This is a genomic window from Moraxella cuniculi DSM 21768, from assembly GCF_900156515.1.
GTDB lineage: Bacteria > Pseudomonadota > Gammaproteobacteria > Pseudomonadales > Moraxellaceae > Moraxella > Moraxella cuniculi.
The window spans coordinates 30,603-50,565 of sequence record NZ_FTNU01000003.1; the positions used below are offsets into that span (position 1 = coordinate 30,603).

Annotated in this window: 16 protein-coding genes and 1 tRNA gene; 5 read left to right on the forward strand and 12 right to left on the reverse strand. The window is 47.0% G+C overall.

Annotation, left to right across the window (positions count from 1 at the left end):
* Window positions 1-38 precede the first annotated feature (38 nt).
* The 8 genes from murC to BW928_RS02945 all read right to left on the reverse strand — a co-directional run bounded on the left by murC (window position 39) and on the right by BW928_RS02945 (window position 11,089).
* The gene (murC, locus tag BW928_RS02910; protein WP_076554751.1) at window positions 39-1,493 is read right to left on the reverse strand and encodes a UDP-N-acetylmuramate--L-alanine ligase; all 1,455 of its coding nucleotides are present in this window, start codon (window positions 1,491-1,493) and stop codon (window positions 39-41) included.
* A gap of 87 nt (window positions 1,494-1,580) precedes the next feature.
* Entirely contained in the window at window positions 1,581-2,669 is a 1,089-nt protein-coding gene (gene murG / locus BW928_RS02915; RefSeq protein WP_076554752.1) for an undecaprenyldiphospho-muramoylpentapeptide beta-N-acetylglucosaminyltransferase, read from the reverse strand.
* A 176-nt stretch (window positions 2,670-2,845) separates the two neighbouring features.
* Entirely contained in the window at window positions 2,846-3,802 is a 957-nt protein-coding gene (gshB, locus tag BW928_RS02920) for a glutathione synthase (RefSeq protein WP_076554858.1), read from the reverse strand.
* A 16-nt stretch (window positions 3,803-3,818) separates the two neighbouring features.
* Window positions 3,819-4,466: an orotate phosphoribosyltransferase gene (pyrE, locus tag BW928_RS02925; RefSeq protein ID WP_076554753.1), complete on the reverse strand. Its 648-nt coding sequence runs from the start codon at window positions 4,464-4,466 to the stop codon at window positions 3,819-3,821.
* 330 nt (window positions 4,467-4,796) lie between these two features.
* Window positions 4,797-5,675 (reverse strand): translation elongation factor Ts, encoded by an 879-nt coding sequence (gene tsf, locus BW928_RS02930; protein WP_076554754.1) that lies wholly within the window; start codon window positions 5,673-5,675, stop codon window positions 4,797-4,799.
* 65 nt (window positions 5,676-5,740) lie between these two features.
* Window positions 5,741-6,556: a 30S ribosomal protein S2 gene (gene rpsB, locus BW928_RS02935; RefSeq protein ID WP_076554755.1), complete on the reverse strand. Its 816-nt coding sequence runs from the start codon at window positions 6,554-6,556 to the stop codon at window positions 5,741-5,743.
* A gap of 227 nt (window positions 6,557-6,783) precedes the next feature.
* The gene (smc, locus tag BW928_RS02940; RefSeq protein ID WP_076554756.1) at window positions 6,784-10,407 is read right to left on the reverse strand and encodes a chromosome segregation protein SMC; all 3,624 of its coding nucleotides are present in this window, start codon (window positions 10,405-10,407) and stop codon (window positions 6,784-6,786) included.
* Window positions 10,408-10,594: 187 nt separating this feature from the next.
* On the reverse strand, window positions 10,595-11,089 hold the full coding sequence (locus BW928_RS02945) for an RNA pyrophosphohydrolase (RefSeq protein WP_076554757.1): 495 nt from the start codon (window positions 11,087-11,089) through the stop codon (window positions 10,595-10,597).
* A 259-nt stretch (window positions 11,090-11,348) separates the two neighbouring features.
* Between BW928_RS02945 and BW928_RS02950 the strand changes: the two genes are divergently transcribed.
* Together BW928_RS02950 and BW928_RS02955 are read left to right on the forward strand one after the other, a co-directional pair.
* A complete protein-coding gene (locus BW928_RS02950; protein WP_076554758.1) occupies window positions 11,349-11,762 on the forward strand; it encodes an OsmC family protein in 414 nt (137 codons plus the stop codon).
* Window positions 11,759-12,181 carry an MAPEG family protein gene (locus BW928_RS02955; protein ID WP_076554759.1) on the forward strand — a complete coding sequence of 141 codons (423 nt, stop codon included), beginning with the start codon at window positions 11,759-11,761 and terminating at the stop codon, window positions 12,179-12,181. Before BW928_RS02950 ends, BW928_RS02955 begins: the two co-directional genes overlap by 4 nt.
* On the opposite strand, the gene BW928_RS02960 is transcribed toward BW928_RS02955, so the two are convergent.
* Entirely contained in the window at window positions 12,178-12,933 is a 756-nt protein-coding gene (locus BW928_RS02960; RefSeq protein ID WP_076554760.1) for a pantothenate kinase, read from the reverse strand. The genes BW928_RS02955 and BW928_RS02960 overlap by 4 nt on opposite strands.
* Before the next feature lie 6 nt (window positions 12,934-12,939).
* Entirely contained in the window at window positions 12,940-13,821 is an 882-nt protein-coding gene (locus tag BW928_RS02965; protein WP_076554761.1) for a biotin--[acetyl-CoA-carboxylase] ligase, read from the reverse strand.
* Between the two features lie 71 nt (window positions 13,822-13,892).
* Between BW928_RS02965 and BW928_RS02970 the strand changes: the two genes are divergently transcribed.
* Window positions 13,893-14,693, forward strand: coding sequence for a sulfite exporter TauE/SafE family protein (locus BW928_RS02970; RefSeq protein WP_076554762.1), 801 nt, complete (start codon window positions 13,893-13,895; stop codon window positions 14,691-14,693).
* Between the two features lie 379 nt (window positions 14,694-15,072).
* Here the strand turns inward: BW928_RS02970 and BW928_RS02975 are convergent.
* Together BW928_RS02975 and BW928_RS02980 are read right to left on the reverse strand one after the other, a co-directional pair.
* Window positions 15,073-15,148 (reverse strand) — tRNA-Phe (locus tag BW928_RS02975).
* A 64-nt stretch (window positions 15,149-15,212) separates the two neighbouring features.
* A complete protein-coding gene (locus BW928_RS02980) occupies window positions 15,213-17,420 on the reverse strand; it encodes a carboxy terminal-processing peptidase (RefSeq protein ID WP_375537525.1) in 2,208 nt (735 codons plus the stop codon).
* 305 nt (window positions 17,421-17,725) lie between these two features.
* Here BW928_RS02980 and nagZ point away from each other — a divergent pair, with 305 nt between their 5' ends.
* On the forward strand, window positions 17,726-18,802 hold the full coding sequence (nagZ, locus tag BW928_RS02985; protein ID WP_076554763.1) for a beta-N-acetylhexosaminidase: 1,077 nt from the start codon (window positions 17,726-17,728) through the stop codon (window positions 18,800-18,802).
* A 137-nt stretch (window positions 18,803-18,939) separates the two neighbouring features.
* Entirely contained in the window at window positions 18,940-19,896 is a 957-nt protein-coding gene (locus BW928_RS02990) for an arginase family protein (protein WP_076554764.1), read from the forward strand.
* Window positions 19,897-19,963 lie beyond the last annotated feature (67 nt).

Sequence of the window (19,963 nt, forward strand, 5' to 3'; positions counted from 1 at the left end):
TTGTTATTTTTTAATTACTTTTTAATCAGTGCAGCTTATCAATCACGCTCTGATAAATACAAGCCATGTTCTTTTAGCTCTTGGCACAATTGCCCCACATTGCCCGCCCCTTGGGTGATGAGCAAATCGTTTGGTTTTAGGGCGGCTTTTAGCACCTGACTGATCTGCTCCTTGTCATTAACATTTAGTACAATCGGCTCAACCTGTCCTCGTTCACGCAATGAGCGTGCCAAATCATCGCTGGTCGCACCCTTAATCTGCTCTTCGCCAGCACCATAAACATCAAGCAAGATCAGCTTGTCCACTTGCGAGAGCGTTGCCACAAAATCATTAAAACAATCTCTGGTGCGGCTATAACGATGCGGCTGGAACATCACCACTAGGCGGCGATCAGGATAGCTTTGGCGAGCAGCCTTGATGGTGGCAGCAACCTCTGTTGGGTGATGACCATAATCATCTATCAATAGCACATCACCATCGCCCAACGCATAGCTACCATTATGCTCAAAACGCCGCCCTACGCCTGCAAATTTCTCAACAGCACGACAGATTGCCTCATCGCTCACTCCTTCATCTGTCGCCATCGTAATGGCTGCCAACGCATTATATACATTATGCTCGCCCGGCACATTTAGCACCATAGGCAACGGCTTATGGTCTTTACGCAGTACGGTAAAATGTGTTTTTGCCCCTTCAACACGCAAATCCACCGCCTGCACATCATTATGTGGCTTAAGCCCAAAGGTAAGCACGGGGCGGGCAATATCATCAAGCATGCCCAGCAGCACTTCATCATCGCCACAAATCGCCGCCAAACCATAAAACGGCATATTGTGCAAAAACTGGATATAAGCAGCTTTTAATTTCTCAAAACTGCCCTCATAGGTATCCATGTGGTCTTCGTCAATATTGGTTACAATGGTTGCCATCGGTCGCAAACTTAAAAATGACGCATCGGACTCATCTGCCTCCGCCACCAGATAGCGACTGCCTCCAAGTGAGGCATTTTTGCCAGAGGCGTTTAATTTACCGCCAATCACATAGGTTGGATCCAGCCCTGCTTCGGTTAGCATCATCGTCAATAAACTTGTGGTTGTCGTCTTGCCGTGTGCACCTGCTACCGCAATGCCATGCCGATAACGCATCAGCTCACCGAGCATATCAGCGCGGCGAACCACAGGAATATGACCGCTTAGAGCAGCAACAATCTCAGGATTGCTCTTGTCAATGGCACTTGACACCACCACAACATCAGCATTGGCAATGTTTTTACTGTCATGCCCAATGAATATCTGCACGCCCAAGCTCTGTAGCCGTGCCGTAACAGTGCTTTGTTTAATATCCGAGCCAGAGATGGTATAACCCTGATTAAGCAGCACTTCGGCAATGCCACACATACCAGCACCGCCAATGCCAACAAAATGAATGGTCTGAATGCGTCGCATTTCTGGGATTTCAATTAAGCGTTTGGGTAATGATTGCTTGCTTGGCATGGCAAATTTCCTTGATAATCAATTTAAAATTGGGTCGCCGTTTAACATAGTTGTTGTCATCTGATACTTGTTGCACCGATGGCGATTTTATTGCACAGTTTTCTCGATAATATCGGCAACGACCACATCGGCATCAACACAAGCCTGCGCGCGAGCAATGCTTGCCATTTGCTTGCACTGATTACGATCCAAGCCATCAAGCACCTCTGCCAACGATTTGCCGTCAAGTTCGGTTTGTGGCATCAAAATTGCCGCCCCAGCCTCAACCAGTACTTTGGCATTGGCGGTTTGATGGTCATCAACTGCGTGTGGCAATGGCACAAAAATCGCCGCCACGCCTGCATTACTGATTTCGCTAACAGTCAAAGCCCCAGCACGGCATACGATAATATCCGCCCATGCATACGCTGCCGCCATGTCATCAATAAACGGCTTTAGCTCGATGATATGCTTAGTGGTGTCAATGCCTGCCTGCGAATAAGCCACCAGCATCTGCTCGTGATTGTCTTTGCCGCACTGATGCTGTACCGACAACGGACAATTGATTGACTGCAACATCTCAACCACTGCCTGATTGATTGCCATCGCTCCCAATGAGCCACCAACCACCAGCAGTTTTAGCGGTGAATTATCCTCAGCATACCGCACACTTGGATCGGCGATATTGCTAATGGCTCGGCGTACAGGGTTGCCGACCGTCAGCAGCTTTTGGCTATCTTGGGCAAATGCCCCTGAAAATGCCTGCAAAATCACATCGGCATGACGAGCCAAGTTCTTGTTACTCATGCCAGCGATGGCGTTTTGTTCATGAATCACCAGTGGCAATTTGCATAATTTTGCAGCCAGCCCGCCCGGTGCTGTTACATAACCACCAAAGCCAACCACCACATCAATATTCTGACTTTGTAAAATATGCCGCACCGCCAGCACGGATTTAAATAGCATAAATGGCAATTTTACCATGCGTGCCAAACCCTTACCACGCAAGCCCTGCATGGCGATGGTATGCATCTGGTACCCATGCTTTGCGACCAAGTCATTTTCCATGCCTGTTGGTGTGCCAAGCCAATGAATATTTGCACCACGGCGTGCCAATTCATCAGCCACTGCCAAGGCAGGAAATACATGACCACCCGTGCCTGCCGCCATCATCAGTACATTAAGTTGTTTTATCATCGTTATATCCGTTGTTTAATTAATCTTTACAATTTCACCAATTGCTTTTGTTATCAAAATATCAATAAATCAAGCAAATATTCATATTGACACTTACTGATTGCTACTTATCAATCACTATGTTTACTGATCGATTATCAGTCATTATCAATTAAATTAACTAAAATTTATCTTGTTCAATACTTATCAATATTATGCTCAATAAACGCAATAAAATCGGTTGCAATATCCGTGCCACATTGCTCATCAATCTGCCTGATGCAAGTTGGACTGGTTACATTAATCTCGGTAATCAAGCCACCAATGATATCCAAGCCAACAAAATACAAGCCTTTTTCTAACAAAATCGGTGCAACGGCTTCGGCAACAGCTCGCTCCGCTTGCGACAACGGCATTGCCACGCCACGACCACCTGCCGCCAAATTACCACGCGTCTCGCCCTCGCTTGGAATGCGTGCCAAGCAATAATCCACAGGCTTGCCACCAACTATCAACACCCGCTTATCACCCTCCTTGATGGCAGGAATGTACTTTTGTGCCATGACGGGCAAACTGCCAAGCTCGGTCAGCATCTCAAGCGTTGCACCGATATTATGCCCTGTATCAGTCAGCCGAAAAATACCCATACCACCCATACCATCAAGCGGCTTGACAATCACATCTTTATGCTTGGCGATAAAGCTGCGGATATGCGATTGCTTATTGCTAACGATGGTTGGCGACATCAGATGGCTAAATTGTGTAGCGAATAGCTTTTCATTGCAATCTTTGACGCTTTGTGGGTCGTTCACCACCCAGACACCTTCTCGCTTGGCATAGTCAAGCAAATGCAATGCGTATAAAAATTTCATGTCAAACGGCGGATCTTTACGCATCAAAATCACATCAAATTGCGAAGATGGCACGCTTGTTATATCGCCCAATTCATAAAAATGCTCAGGGTCTTGATAAACGCTCAATGCCTGTGCATCAACCTGCAACCTACCCTCATCAAGCCACAAATCCTGAATCTGACAATAGCTTAATTGATGCCCCCGCTTGGCAATTGCCCACATCATCGCAAGCGTTGAATCTTTGTGATAATTAATGGTTGCAATATCGTCCATCACGATTAGGAAATTTAGCCGTTTCATCTTGCCCTCATTTGTCTTAATCACAGCCATACTGGTTGCGATAATCAATCATCTGTGCAAGCTGTTGTGGCGTGCCTTGATTGGCAACATACTCAATAATATCGTCCATCGTAACCAACGCCAGCACAGGCACTTGTAATGATTGGGCAAGCTCGGCAATGGCGGATTGCTCACCCTGACCTTTTTCTTTGCGATCAAGAGCAACAACCACGCCTGCAACTTTTGCCCCTGCATTGTCAAGCAATGCCACCACTTCACGCATTGCCGTCCCTGCGGTCATGACATCGTCTATTACCCAAACCGACTTGCCAGCCAAGTCTGCACCAACCAACACGCCGCCTTCGCCATGATCTTTGGCTTCTTTGCGATTATAGCCCCATTCGGCGTTGATGCCATGAGCTTGCCATAGCTGCTGTGCGGTCGCCGCCACAAATGGTATGCCCTTGTACGCCGCCCCAAAAATCACCAAATCATCTGTGGCGTTTTTTGCCAAAGTTTCGGCATAACCTTTTGCCAATAAACTCAACAACTCGCCTGTCGCCAATAATCCTGCATTAAAAAAATATGGGCTGATTCGACCTGATTTTAGGGTAAATTCCCCAAAACGCAATACATTATTCTTTAGTGCAGCTTCAATAAACTGCTGAGGGCTAAATGCTGACATAATATTCCTTAGCTTGACAACAACCCCACGGCAATGCCTGTGGGATTTTTATAAACTGATGACTATTGTACTCTGTATGCCACGCTTTTACAATGAAATCAACAGGATAAATACAAATAAACACAACCGCGACAATTGGCAATCCGCCAAAGAAGGACAGACGGCATCATTGCCCAAAATGGTGCGAATGTTTATGATATCATTCCTAAATAAAATTTATAATAAATTTAATAAAATCATAGACTTAATTCAAAGATCAATCACAATCCCATCATCAGGCTGATAAAAAAGCCCAGCAAAATACTGGGCTTTTTGCAAAGATTGCAAAACTTAGGCTTTTGCAGCCGCTTGAGCAGCAGCAACTTCGGCAGCGAAGTCTTCTTGCTTTTTCTCGATACCTTCACCCACTTCTAGGCGTTTGAAGCTAACAACGGTTGCACCTTCTGATTTTAGTACATCGCCAACTTTTTTGTCATTGTCCATGACATATGGTTGGTTTACCAAAGTTACTTCGTTTAGGTATTTTTGGATACCGCCAGTGATCATCTTCTCTACCACTGCCTCTGGCTTGCCAGATTCTTTGGCTTTGGCTTCAATGATGTCTTTTTCGCGAGCCAAAATGTCTGCTGGTACATCGGCTTCGTTCACTGCCAATGGGTTAAATGCCGCCACTTGCATCGCAACAGCTTTACCAACTTCTTCTGAACCGCCTTCATAAGACACCACCACGCCAATGCGTAGACCATGACGATAGGCAGCCAAATTAGCACCTTCGATAATTTCGGCACGGCGTACTTGAATGTTTTCACCAATTTTTTGCACCAGTGCTACGCGAGCCTCTTCAACGGTTGCACCGTCGCCATATGGCAATGCAGAAATTGCAGCAACATCGGTTGTGTTGTTTGCCAAAGCAAGCTCGGCAACTTGGTTGGCAAATGCAGTGAAGTTGTCATCTTTTGCCACAAAGTCAGTTTGGCAGTTTACTTCCAATAGCAGTGCCTTGCCAGCAGTCTGGGCAATGATAATCGCACCATCAGCGGCGATATTGCCTGCTTTTTTGGCAGCTTTTGCTTGACCTGATTTACGCAGGTTGTCAATGGCAAGCTCGATATCGCCATTTGCTTCTTCTAGTGCTTTTTTGCACTCCATCATACCAAGACCAGTACGGTCTCTTAGCTCTTTTACCAGCTTTGCAGAAACTTGAGTCATGTAGTTTACCTTAAAAACTTAAATTCAGCGATGGCCGAACGCTTGGCATTCGGCCGCTTGAGTGATTAGTAGTTATTAACCACTTGACCAGCTTGGTCGACTTTGTCTTCAACTGGTGCAGTTGCATTATCACGGCTTGCTTGCTTATCAGCATCAGCTGCATCAGCACCACCTTGAGTTTTGGCGTACTCTTTACCAGCGATAATCGCATCAGCCATTGCAGTTACATACAAGCTAACGGCACGGATTGCGTCATCATTGGCAGCGATAACATAATCAACATTGTCTGGGTTTGAGTTGGTATCTACGATACCGATGACTGGAATACCAAGGTTTTTTGCCTCTTTGATGGCGATGGCTTCGTGATCAACATCAACCACGAACAACGCATCTGGCAAGCCGCCCATGTCTTTGATACCGCCCAAGGCACGCTCTAGCTTTTCCATTTGGCGAGTACGCTCTAGTGCTTCACGCTTGGTTAGCTTGGCAAAAGTGCCGTCTTCGGCTTGCTTTTCTAGCTCTTTTAGGCGAGTGATTGACTGACGCAGAGTCTTCCAGTTGGTTAGCATACCACCCAACCAGCGATGATCTACATAAGGCATACCAGCACGAGTTGCCTGCTCACGAATGACAGCACTGGCAGCACGCTTAGTGCCAACAAACAAAATTTTGTTGCGAGCAGCTGCTTGCTTATTTGCAAAGGTCAAAGCCTCATTGAACTGCTTAACAGTATGCTCAAGGTTGATGATATGAATGCGGTTGCGAGCACCAAAGATGTATTGGCTCATTTTTGGGTTCCAAAAACGAGTTTGGTGGCCAAAGTGAGCACCTGCTTCTAGCAAATCACGCATTGAGATTTGGGTTGGGTTTTTGTCTGACATAAAAAATCCTAAAAGTTGGGTTACGCCTCCACGAAAACAAAATATCAAATCTGCCAGCACGCATTCATTATAGTGCTAATGAATTAATCAAACCGACAAACACCCTGATATTTCAAAGACTCTCGTGTGTGTAGTGTTAATGAAAAATACGCCCATAAAAAATGGACGCATTATTATAGCAAAAATTTTTGGCAATGACAAGCAATCAAACAGCCAACGCCACAAGCCTATACTGCTGGTTCAAGGTATTTTTCGGCCTCCTGCAAATCAACCGTAACCAAACTTGAAATGCCAGCTGTCGGCATGGTGATGCCTTTTAGTTCATCGGCAATCTGCATGGCAAGTTTATTGTGGCTAATAAAAATAAACTGCACATCACAAGCCAGCTCACGAATCAGCCCTGTAAATCGTGCCACATTGGCATCATCAAGCGGTGCGTCCACTTCATCAAGCACACAAAACGGTGCAGGGTGCTGCTTGAAAATCGCAAAAATCAAACTAAGTGCCGTCAGTGTTTTTTCGCCGCCCGATAGCACTGCAAGCCGAGAGTTTTTCTTACCCTTGGGCTGTGCCATCAAGACCAAACCTGCTCGCCACTTGTCTGCTTTTGGCAAGCTGTCATCTTCCATCAAGCTCAAACTTGCCTGACCGCCACCAAAAACTTTGGAAAATAAGGCATTAAGCTGCTCATTGACCGCAGACAATGCACCCAAAAATAGCGATTTTGTTTTCTCGTCAATGGTGCGAATGGCATCTTCAAGCTTTGTCATGCTCTTTGTAATGTCAGCAATTTGCTCGTCCATTGGCGATACTCTCGCCTCAAGCTCGGCAAGCTCAGCGGCGGCGGCAAGGTTTACCGCCCCAAGTTTGGCAATCTGCTCTTTTAACCGCTCACGCTCGGCAAAATTATCCACAAATTGCCTGTTGGGATTGGCACGAAAATCCGCCAACATTGCAGGCAAGTTAAACGCCTCATCAAAGCGGGTCAGCTCATCGGCCAAATCTTGCAGGCGACTCTCACCAACCGCAGTATCAGCACTGACTTGAGCGGCGGCTGTTTGGGCGGCGGTAAATTGGTTGTGGCAATCGGTCAGCTCTTCTTGCAATTTTGCCTGCCCAAGCTGCAAAACCTTAGTGGCAGCTTCGTACTCATCGCTTGCCACTTTTAGCTCATGGCTTGTCGCCTGTGCTTGCTTGAATGTCGCCAAAAGCTCTGGCAATTTGTCATGCAGTTCATCTTGGCTGCGTTTGGTCGCCTCACTATCAGCCTGTGTCTTTGCAAGGCTTGTCTTTGCCATCTCAAGCAAGCGTTCGGCATGCGTCTTATTTTGACTAAGCGTGTTGATTTGTAGCTGCAACTGATTGTGCGTTTCGCTGCGTTGTTTTAGCAGTGCATTGACCTCATCGATACGCAGCGTTTGCACACTCATGCTCTGATTGGCAAGTGTGATAAGCGGAGCAAATTCAGCCAACTTTTCTTGGCACTGTTGCTGCTGTGCCTGTAGTTGCTGCAGCTCTAGCGACAATGCCTTTTTTTCTTCGGTCAGCTGCTCATGCTGAGCCAACAAGCTCTCACGGCGGATTTGCTCATTGTCAATCTTTGCCGTCAAAGTCGCAATCATCTTCTCGGCATGATGCAGTTGTACTGTGGCTGCGTTTTTTTGGGCGAGCAGCTCTTCGAGCTCAACTTTTGCCGTTTGTAGCTGACCACTTGTCTGCTTGAGCAGTTTTTGTTCCTTGCCAAGCACTTCTTCGAGTGCATTTAGCTCATCGTCCAGTTCAGCAAGTCGCTGCAAATGCTTGTTTCGCTGCACCAAAAACTCACCACTTTCATCGCCAAGTTTACTGATGTGCATCATGCCAAAACTGCCAAGCAGCCAGCCTGTCTTGGTCAAAATCATCACCCCAACCAATGCCGTACAATCAAGCTCATCAGGCAGCGTATCGCCAAGGTATAAATAGCAGCGGGTGAATATCTCAAGCGTCGGCGTTGCAATCAGCTCATCGAGTCTGACAAGATGACTGCTGACAGATTGTGGTAATTTTGCAAGCAAATCACTGGCATACAATGCCGAAGCAATCACGCCTTTGTCGCTTTTTTTGCCTGATTTTAGTATCAGTTTCACACTTTGGGCATCGTTTTGGCAAATGGCAACAGAAGGGTTATCGGCAAGTCTCGCCCCCAGCCAAAAACCCAAAAATTTATCCAGCACTCCAGCCAAATCTCTGCCCTTTGCCGTCAATGACAAAGCTGTCTGTAGAACTGGCAAGCTCTCCAATTCTTGCACCATGTCAGCATTAACCGCCGTATCTTGCTTGGCTTTTGGTGCTGGCGTATGTACAAGTTTGTGCAAAATCTCATACTCACCCATCAAACTGGCGTGCTGCTTATCTTGGGCGGTGGTGGCTGCTTGGTGTTGATTGACAAGCTGCTGCAATTTATCCACGCCAGCTTTTAATTCTTGCTCATCACCAAAACCATCAAGCCGCTGCCTAAGCGACTGTGCCACCGCTTGCTGTTTTTTTAGTTCAGAGGCTTCCGTGTCGGTATTGGCAAGGTTTTGTAACGCTGTCGCAAGCTGCTCTTCACGGTGCCGAGATTTCTCAAGACTCTCCTGCACTCGTGCCACCTGTGTCTGTAGCAACTTTTGCTCGGTTTGCAGTGCGTTTTTTTGTTGCATAAGAGCATTTAGCTCATCACGCTGTGTCTGCCAAGCGTTTTGGGCATCATTTTGGGTATCTTTGGCAAGCTCAAGCTCACGCTGTGCCTGCTGTGCCTGTGGCAACAATTCGTCCAATTGCTGGGTTAATTGCTCAAGCTCACTTTTTGTATGCTCAATATTTGCCATCGCTTCGGCGTGCGTGTTCTTTAGGCGGGCGATTTTTTCATCATTTTGGGCAATGCTGTTATTAACCGTCAAAAAATTATGCTGAGCGGTTTGTTCAGCCATTTGGGCGTTATGATATTTGTCTCGTGCATCATCTTTTAGCCACTGGGCTTCTAGGACGCGTGCAGAATGCTCATCGAGCCGTTTGCGTGCTTGCCCAACTTGTGCCTCAAGAGCTGCCAAAACTTCCGCCGATTTGCCCTGCTCGCCCTTTTTTAGCTCATGATATTGCCAAGCCTCAAACAATCGCCGCAACAAATCCTCATGGTGCAAAATGTGCAATTTGTCATTTAGCTGATTGTACTGCTTGGCGGACTCTGCTTGGCGAGCCAGCGTTTTTTGTTGCTTTTTTAACTCGCCTTGCAAATCGGACAATCGCTGCAAATTCTCACGCGTCTCGGCAAGTTTTTTCTCGGTATCAACTCGGCGTGCCTGATAGCGAGATACGCCAGCTCCCTCTTCGATAAACTCTCGCAGCTGCATGGGGCTAGAATCAACAATGCGGCCAATCATGCCCTGCTCAATCACCGCATAGCTGCGAGCACCCAAGCCTGTTCCCAAAAACACATCAACCACATCACGCCGCCGCACTTGCTGACCGTTGATAAAATAAGTTGACTTGCCGTCTTTGGTTACTTGGCGACGCAATGACAATTCTTGATATAGATTCAGCTCATGGCGAATGCCGTGCTTTTCGTCTTGGGTATGCTCAAACACCAGCTCCACACTGGCAAGGCTCTTGGCGGCACGACCTTCCACGCCTGCAAAAATCACATCGCTCATCGCCCCACCACGCAGCTGCTTGGCTGAAGTTTCGCCCAATACCCAGCGAATGGCATCAATCACATTGGATTTGCCACAGCCATTTGGACCGACAATGGCGGTGATGTCATGCTTGAAAGTGAAAGTCGTTGGGTTGGCAAAGGATTTAAACCCTGCCAGCTTTAGGGATTTTAATCGCATGGTAATTACGCCAAACAAGTCCGCTGGCACTTTGTACTACAACAAAGACCAAGCGATAACACAGACCCTGCCATCAGACAGGGCAAACAAAAGTTGCCATTTTAACAAATTTTGGCAAGCGGTGCATGATTAGATTATCAGCAACGACAAGACACGCCTGCCAGCTGCTGACATTTATATTTTTTGACTAACGCCCAGCGGCTTGGCGATGAACTGGTACAGCTTCGATCAGCTCGCTTAATGCCCGCTGATATACATTGCGTTTGAAGGGAACAACCGCCGTCAATGGAAACCAGTAGCTGACCCATTGCCAATCATCAAACTCTGGAATACTGGTATCAAAACGAATGTGCTTGGTATCTGCCTCATCAAGGTATAACAAAAACCACTTTTGTTTTTGTCCAATGCACAACGGCTCCTGACCCGCTCGCACGAAGCGTTTGGGCAAGCGATAACGCAACCAATCTCGTGTAACCGCCAACACTTTGACATGCTCAGGATACAACCCAAGCTCTTCGTACAGTTCACGATACATCGCCTCAAGCGGTGTTTCGCCATAGCCAATCCCCCCTTGGGGAAATTGCCAACTGTCATGCCCTATGCGTTTGGCCCAAAGCAGCTGCCCATGTGCATTTACCAAGATGATGCCGACATTTGGACGAAAACCGTCTGCATCAATCATAACTAAACTCTTTTTATAAATAAATTTTACCGAAAATCATCGGCATTTCCTGACTGCCTATTAAACCAAAAAACCGCCCAAAAGTGTAATGTTTTTTTGAAACAAAATTACATTCGGCGAAATTTTCACCAACATTATCCCATATCTTTGACCAACTCATGGCAATTGGGCAGTAGGCACAGCACAAAACAACAAATCATTTGCCAAAATCCATCAAAGCAAGTAAAATTAAGCCTAAATTTATCATAAAAGGTGGCTTATGGCAGAGTTAAACGCAGAACTCGTATGGCAAGATGGTGTGCATTTTACAGGCACTTCACCTTCTGGTCATCGTGTCGAAATTGACGGCGACAAGACCGCTGGTGCCAGTCCAATGGAGCTGATTTTGTTGGGTCTGGGTGGTTGTGCCAGCTATGATGTTGTCAGCATCATGAAAAAATCTCGCCAAGAGATTCACGATGTGCGTTGTCAGATGCGTGCTGTGCGTGCCGATGGCATACCAGCAGTTTATACCGATATTCACCTGCATTTTGTGGTAACTGGCAAAGACATCAAAGAAAACCAGCTTGCCAAAGCCATTGAGCTGTCTGCCCAAAAATACTGCTCCGCCTCACAAATGCTCTCCGCTGGCGGTGTGAACATTACCCACGATTATCAGATTGTTGCCGCATGATTGTCTCGTTATTTGCCACAACAAGCATCAAGCTTACCATCGTGCTGATGATCATCGCTGTCTTATTGCCCTATGTCTGCACCATACTGTGCAAGGCTTTGGGCGGTTTTCGTGCCAAAGACAATCAATCCCCCAGAGAGTTTTTGGCAAAAACCACAGGGGCAGCAGCACGCCTAAATTATGCTCAGCTGAACAGTTTTGAGAGCTTGCCGATTTTTTTGGCAAGCGTCATCATCGCCCTGTATACCTTTGTGCCTGTTGAGATTATCAATATGCTTGCGACAGGCTTTGTGCTGTTTCGCCTGTGTTATATTTATAGTTACGCGGCCAATTTATCACTGTTTCGCTCGGTGTCTTGGTTTTGTTCATTGAGCTGCTGCCTGATGTTGCTTATCCTGTCTTATCGGATTGGCATTTAGGCATTCTCGGTGTGGCTTGACAGCTTTGATTTGCCACAAAAATACCGCTGCAAACCCTTTAATAGCAGCTCTGCGTCAGTTTGTACGCCATCAAGATGGGCGGATAACATATTAGCACCGCCACCTGTTAGAATAACTTCATAATCTGGGTACTGCTGCTGAATATTTTTGACCGCTGACACCACGCCAAACAGCACCCCATGATTGACCGCATCATCAGTACTTAAGCCCAAAGACAGCTCATCAAATCGCCCTTTTTTCACGCCGATTTGTTGTGTGCCAGCATACAATGCGTGCCGCTGCATATAGACATTTGGCAAGATATAACCGCCCAAATGCACGCCTTTATCAATCACATCAATGGTTAGTGCCGTACCGCAGCCAATCACGCACTGCTGCTTATTGGCATCAACCACGCCAAGCATTTGTAGCCAGCGATCCACACCCAGTTGCTTGGGGTGATAGTGGCTTTTTAGCATTGGGTGGTTGTCATTGACTTTGGCAAATTCAAACGCCCTGCCGAACTCTGTCAGCGTATTGGCAAGCGTCTCATTAATCCGCTCTCCCAAGACGCTCGAAATACCGATAAATGCAGGGTCAAACTGTGCAAAACTACCAAGCAACCCCAAAAGCAGCTCATTGGGTGCTTTTAGATGCTCTTTGGCATCTGATAAGATTATTTTATCATGCTCAATCAGCCAATATTTGAGCCTCGTATTACCCAAGTCCAACCACAATACGCCTTGCTTCATACACCCTCACTTAGCCAGCTGAACCATGCCTGCAAATACCGCTTGCACGCCATCGGTCGTATCAATCAACAACGCCCCCTGCTCATCAATGCCCAGACAGCGACCTGCCTGATGAACCGTTGTCATATCATCACGCACATAAATGGCAATTTGCCGATTCGTCAGCACATGACAACGATTAAACTGACGGACAAAATCCGCCCTCGCTTGACTGCCATCGCACAATCGGTTGTGGTGCATGATCGCCTGATAAACGCCGTGACAGATGGGCTGATACCACTCATGTGCTTGTGGCAACTTGCCAAGTGATGACTGCCAAATATCAGCCATGCTGGCCGCTTGATACAGGCCATCGGCAATCACAGGGCTGTTGGCAACATTTAGCCCAATGCCTATCACCACGCCTGTCAACGCCACTGGTTGTTTGGCAAAAACAGGTTCAATCAAAATACCAGCCAACTTCTGAAACAGCTGCCGATTATCATCATAAAACCCCACATCGTTTGCCCACTTTACGCCAATAAGTGGCAAATGCTCTTTTGTCCGCTCATGATTGATTTGTTCAATCACTGGCAAGTTGGCAAGATAAAAACCCACAAGCAGCGACAACAAGCCCGTCAAACGCCCCAGCCCAAATCGTGCATGGCGAGTGTGCATCGGCACATACAAAGACAAAAACACATTGCCCTGCCCACTGAGCCAGCTGCGTCCATGTTGCCCACGCCCAGCACTCTGGCTGTCTGCGGTGAACAGCACAAATTTATCATTATCAACCCTGCCCTCTACAACAGCATCAATAAGCTGCGTATTGGTGCTGTCGGTCAAAGGCTTATGGTGATGGTTTTGGCAAATCTGCTGCCACAAGTCATCAAAATCACTGTCTGCCATAAAGGTTATTGCATCGTTCGGATAAATTTGCGTTATAATACCACAAATGTTAAAAAATAACGGAAAATAGCATGATTTATCTATGGTTTGTACTGGCAGGCAGTATTGCTGGACTGTGTGCTGGCTTGTTTGGTGTCGGTGGCGGCATGGTAATTGTGCCTGCGTTGATTTGGATTTTGGCGTATTATGGCATACCCAATGACATCGTGCCGCACATTGCTGTCGGTACGGCACTTGCAACCATTATTCTAACCTCCATCAGCTCAATGACCGCTCACCACAAGCGAGGCGGAGTTCGTTGGGAAATTTTTCGCCACATGGCTAAGGGCTTGGTGCTTGGCAGTCTGGTCGGTGCATGGGTGGCAACACTCATCAGCGGCGAAGCACTACAGGCGGTATTGGGTGCTGGTGCTGTACTTATGGCGATAAAAATGCTCTTTTTCCCCAATCAAGAAAAAAGCACCGCCAGCCCACAAGCTCCCTACCAGCAAGGCTTTGCAGGCATTATCATTGGTATGCTTTCGGCGATTTTTGGCATCGGCGGTGGTAGCCTAACCGTGCCATACCTAAGCCATAACGGCATTGCAATGAAACAAGCAGTCGGTACCTCTGCTGCTTGTGGCTTGCCGATTGCCATCGCAGGTGCGTTGGGTTTTATTTGGTTCGGTCAAGCTGGTGGCACCACCACAGGCATTGACGGCTTGATTGGTTTTGTGCATATTGGTGCATTTGTCAGCATCAGCATTGCAAGTTTTATTATGGCAAAAGTCGGTGCAAAACTGGCTCATATTTTGCCTGCACAAACACTCAAGCGGGCATTTGGGGCATTGCTCATGATCGTTGGTGTACAATTAATCGTCAGTGGCTTGTAATACGCCCCAATACAGCAAAACCAAGCGACACGCAAACGCCGCTTGGTTTTGTTTTTTAATGAACAATAAGCAATCTATCGTTATTAATGATAAAATATCGTAAGACAAACTGAACTTATAGATTAAATAGTTTAAAAAACTTAAAAATTAACAAAGTTTTGTCAATTAAGCTCATGGCTTGTAGTTTATATTTACCATGACACACCCAAATCACAAACCTGCATAAACGCCTCCCAACTGATTTATCTCTTAATCAGCCGATTGCCAAATCTGCCTTCGTCCATGCCGCACGGATAACGGTGAATTTGACATACGGCAATGATGGGCAAAAACAGACAAATTAAAAACCCTCAAAGCAGCCGCCTTGAGGGTCTTGATATGGTGGCGAGAGGCAGGATCGAACTGCCGACACACGGATTTTCAATCCGTTGCTCTACCAACTGAGCTATCACGCCAAAGTGGGCATATTAAACCAAAATTTTATCCGCCTGTCAAGCAAATTTATAGAAAATTTTTCAATTACTGCGACAGATTTTTGTTGGCATCAAACATCAACCGTGCCGCCTCCAGCACATAGGCCTCACTTTCGGGCAATTTTGGACGCTCATTTTCTTTCATCGCCACTCGCTCTTCCGCCAATGCCTCCAGATGAGCCTGATAGGTCGTCCAGTTGGCAAATGGTTGCTCTCCTGTCGCTTGACGGCGGGCATTTTCGGCAAGCAAAGTACGGTTCTCTATTTGCTGCATTTTGGCACGGCGTTTGTCCAGATTGATTTCTGATGGCTTTTTGTCATCATCTAAGGCACGAATGGCGTTTAGCTCTGATAAGTACACAAATTGCGGGTCAGTTTTTTGGCGTGCTTTGGATTGCTCGCTAAGAGAGCTGATGGTCGCCTGCGAATACTTACCTGCTGCAGTATAGTTGGTCGGCTCAATGGTATCCCACGGCAATGGGTTTTTGTACTCTCGTTCGCCAAACTCAATGCCTTCATAGATATTCACCAGTTCAATATCAGGCACCACGCCCTTGTTTTGGGTGCTGCCGCCATTGACGCGATAAAACTTACGCTGTGTCAAAGTGGTTGAACCAAGTGCAATATCATCACGCTGCGACTGTGCCGAGCCTTTGCCTGTGGTGGTGTTGCCAATCACCAACCCCAAGCCATAATCTTGAATCGCTGCTGCAAAAATCTCACTGGCAGATGCCGAACCCAGATTAATCAGCACCGCCAAATTGCCATCGTACAACTGCCGCCCACCATCTTTGTCGGTGAATACCTGCACATTGCCACGATTATCACGAATCTGCACCAACGGGCCTTCTTTGACAAACATTGCCAGCATTTTTGCCACTTCATCAAGCGAACCACCCGGATTGTTACGCAAGTCCACCACCAAGCCATCAATGCCTTGTTCGGTCAATGCCTTGAGTGCTTTTGCGGTGTCATTGCTAACGCTGCGATACTCACTGCTATCCATGCCTTGTCGGCGTGCCTTGAAGTTCAAATAAAAACTTGGGATTTCAATCACACCCACACGCTTAAGCCCACCCTCATAAGGCAGCTCAATAACTCGATGTTGTACGCCTGACTCATCTTGGCGAATGATATCTCGTGTCAGCGTTACTGTGCGTGCTTGGGAATCTGGCGTGTTTGGCTGCTTTACCTTGACGGTAACTTCGGTGCCACGCGTGCCACGAATCAGCCCAACAATCTCTCGTGTGGTATAGCCAACGGTATCAACCATCTCGCCTTCGGCTTGGGCAACGCCGATGATTAAATCATTGGCATAAATCTGCCCTGACTTGGCAGCAGGCCCACCATCAACCAAGCTGACAATGCGAATATAATCTGGATTCTTGCGGTCAGGTCGAATCGACACGCCAATACCCTCAAGCTGCAAGCTGGTCTGCACCTGCATATCTTGTGCTTGCACAGGGGCATAATAATTGCTGTGCGGATCATAGGCACTGGTTGCAGCGTCAAGCACCATTTCCATGATTTCGTCATTTTTTAGGCGTGCCAACTGTTCTTGTTGGCGTTTGAGGCGATTTAGCAAAATCTCCGTTGGTGTGCGTTGTTCCGCCTTGATCAAATCCTGACCCCTTGCCAACTCTGGATTGTCCAGATAGGCTTGGTCTTTTGCTTTGTCGTCCTCTTGCGACAGCGTCAAGCCAATCAGCGACAAGGCGGTCTGATTTTGCCAATAAGCCAGCTGTTCTTGCTTGTTGGTGAATCTTGGTGCGTCCTCCCTGTCTAGCACAATGCTCTTATCGGTGTACAAATCCACCTTAGTGCCAAGATAGTCGGTGGCGGTTTTGTAATATTCCATAGAACGCGTGCGATACCGCTCAAAAATCTCAATCCCAGCCGTCAAGTCGCCACGCAGCAACATAGCAGCATAACTATCGGCATATTTTTGGGTAAATTCATCAACATCCGATTGCAAAAACAGCGTGCGATTTGGGTCTAGTTTGTCAAAATACATTGCCAAAATCTTTTGCCCCATCTGCTTATCGAGTCGCTGATCTGTATAATGGGCTCTATCAAGCAAAACCGCCACTTGGCGTGCCGTCAGACGCTGCTCTGGCGTTTGCTCAAATACCTTACGATCTGCCGCCTGTGCCAATGACGAAAAACTGCTGGCAAACAAAGCAGCAGAAAGTGCAACCGCCAGTGATGACGCAACATACTGTTTTGGGATTGGTTTTGAGATGATTTTTGGCATAATTCTTTCCTGAGTTGTTATCAAACCGCAAAGCGGTATCTTAAATTTATCAAGCGTTGCTATATTAACACAAAAATGCCGAAAGTTTTTTGCACAAGTGATGGTTTTTGTACCAAAGACCCTAAGGCTTGGTTACAAAGCACATAAATTTGCCAAAAAATGATAGCAAATGATCGCTTTTTAAGATGCCATCACCATTGGCTAGAGCATAAAGACTGGCTTATTCGCCCAAAATACAAATCTTATCACAACCACACACAAATTCATGGCATAATATACAATCATCTCAATCCAAAGGAAATAAAATGGCAACAGGTATTATTATGGCAGATGTTGCTGGCACTGTGCTTGATGATGGCGACAAAGCCCTGCTGGCAAACCAACAAATCGGTGGCATGATTTTGTTCGCTCGCAATGTCGAATCAGCAGCACAGGTACGCACACTGACCGACCAAATGCGTGCAATCAACAATAATGTGCTTATCGCTGTCGATCAAGAAGGTGGACGCGTGGCTCGCTTTCGTGAAGGATTCTCGCCACTGCCTGCAATGGGTAGGCTTGGCAAGCTCTACGACGCCGACCTAGCTCATGCACTGTCGGTTGCCTACGACTGTGGCTATCTGATGGCAGCAGAAGTGCTGGCGGTGGGGGTTGATTTTAGTTTTGCACCTGTGTTGGACATTGATGGGTGCAGCCAAGTCATTCAAGATCGTGCCTTTCACCAAAACCCTGATATTGTCGTGGCACTCTCCAGCCGATTTATGGACGGCATGAAAGCTGCAGGCATGGCGACCACAGGCAAGCATTTCCCAGGTCATGGCTCTGTCGCCCCTGATTCGCACATCGCTGATGCGATTGACGAACGCAGCTTTGATGAAATCATCAGCATGGACACTCAGACCTTTATTAAGACGCTTGATAAACTCGATGCTCTGATGCCTGCCCATGTGATTTTTCGCCAAGTTGATGATAAGCCAGCAGGTTTTTCGCAGATTTGGATTGAGCAAATCATTCGCAAGCAACTTGCCTTTGACGGTGTGATATTTTCGGACGATTTGTGCATGAAAGCCGCCCACATTGCAGGCGATGTTGATGCACGCGTGATTGCCGCCATCAATGCAGGCTGTGATATGGCATTGGTATGTAACAACCGTGCAGGTACGCTACTTGCCATTGAGGCTGCCAAAAACCTAGCGGACAAACCGCACAATCGCTTTGCTCGCATGAAGGGTAATATCCCTCCGTGGCAGGGTAGCCTTGAGGCGACTTGTCAGCAATTTGAGCATTGGCAGACAGCCAGACAGCGGGTGCAAGAGACTTTTTTTGCTGACAAGCCTACCAAGCCCAGCCATGATCCGACCAGTTATCAAATTAGCAATTAATGCCACAAGATACCCTCTCGCCCAGCGGTATGCAGTGTGCTACAATAAGCAACTTGGCAGGATAACAAATACCCAATCAGCAAGGTTGGGTTGCTATTTTTGACAAATATAACACAACTAACTATTAAGGATTGATAATGAATATTGAGTTTATTGAAGTGTATTCTGACATTGGTGCAGGCAAGCACGGCACAGTACATGGGGTGGATTTGATAAGCAAGCACGCCAAGCGATTTGCCCACGATACGCACCGTATCATCGCCGACAAAATCACCCAGCCACCAGCCCACCCTGCTGCCAAATATATCGAGCATTTGTTGCCGTTTTTTCGTGATAAGCTCGTCCCTTTATCGCACAAATTGCTTGGCAACATTGAACAAAATGGCAACTTCCCTGTCATCATCAGTGGCGATCATTCCAACGCAATGGGCAATTTGTCAGCATTCATGAATCATCATCACGATGCTCGTGTTGGCGTGGTGTGGATTGATGCTCATGCCGATTTGCATTCGGTATTCACCACACCATCAGGCAATATGCACGGAATGCCACTGGCTGCGGTGCTGCGTCTGGATAATACCGACTGTCAAACACAGACGATTGATACCCACACACAGCAAAAATGGCAAGCACTCAAGCAGCTATCCACGCACCAAGGCATCATGTCAAGCGATGTGTTTTTCTTGGGTTTGCGTAGCTATGAAGCACCCGAGCGACACCTGCTAGCAACCCAACAAATGTTCGCCTATGATGCACAGGATCAGGCAGTGATTGGTGGCGACAAACTGCCACTTGGTCAGATACTCAGCCAGCTTATTGACAAACTTAGCCAACTTGACGCTGTCTATGTCAGCTTTGATGTGGACGCTTTGGACAGCTCGCTCATCGCTGCCACAGGCACGCCTGAACCGAACGGCTATCAGCCTGATGACTTGCGTTTGATTTTTGACAAATTGCTTGGCTTGCCAGTGGTAAAGGCCTTTGAAATCACCGAATTTAACCCAACACTTGATGATGACAGCGACAAATACCACACCGTATTTGATTTATTCACACACGCTTTGGGCGTAATCGCCAATCGTCAAGCAAGCTAACACTTGCCAATCAGACACACAAAAAGCACCATTGTCCATCAAGGTGCTTTTTATATTTAGCCACAAT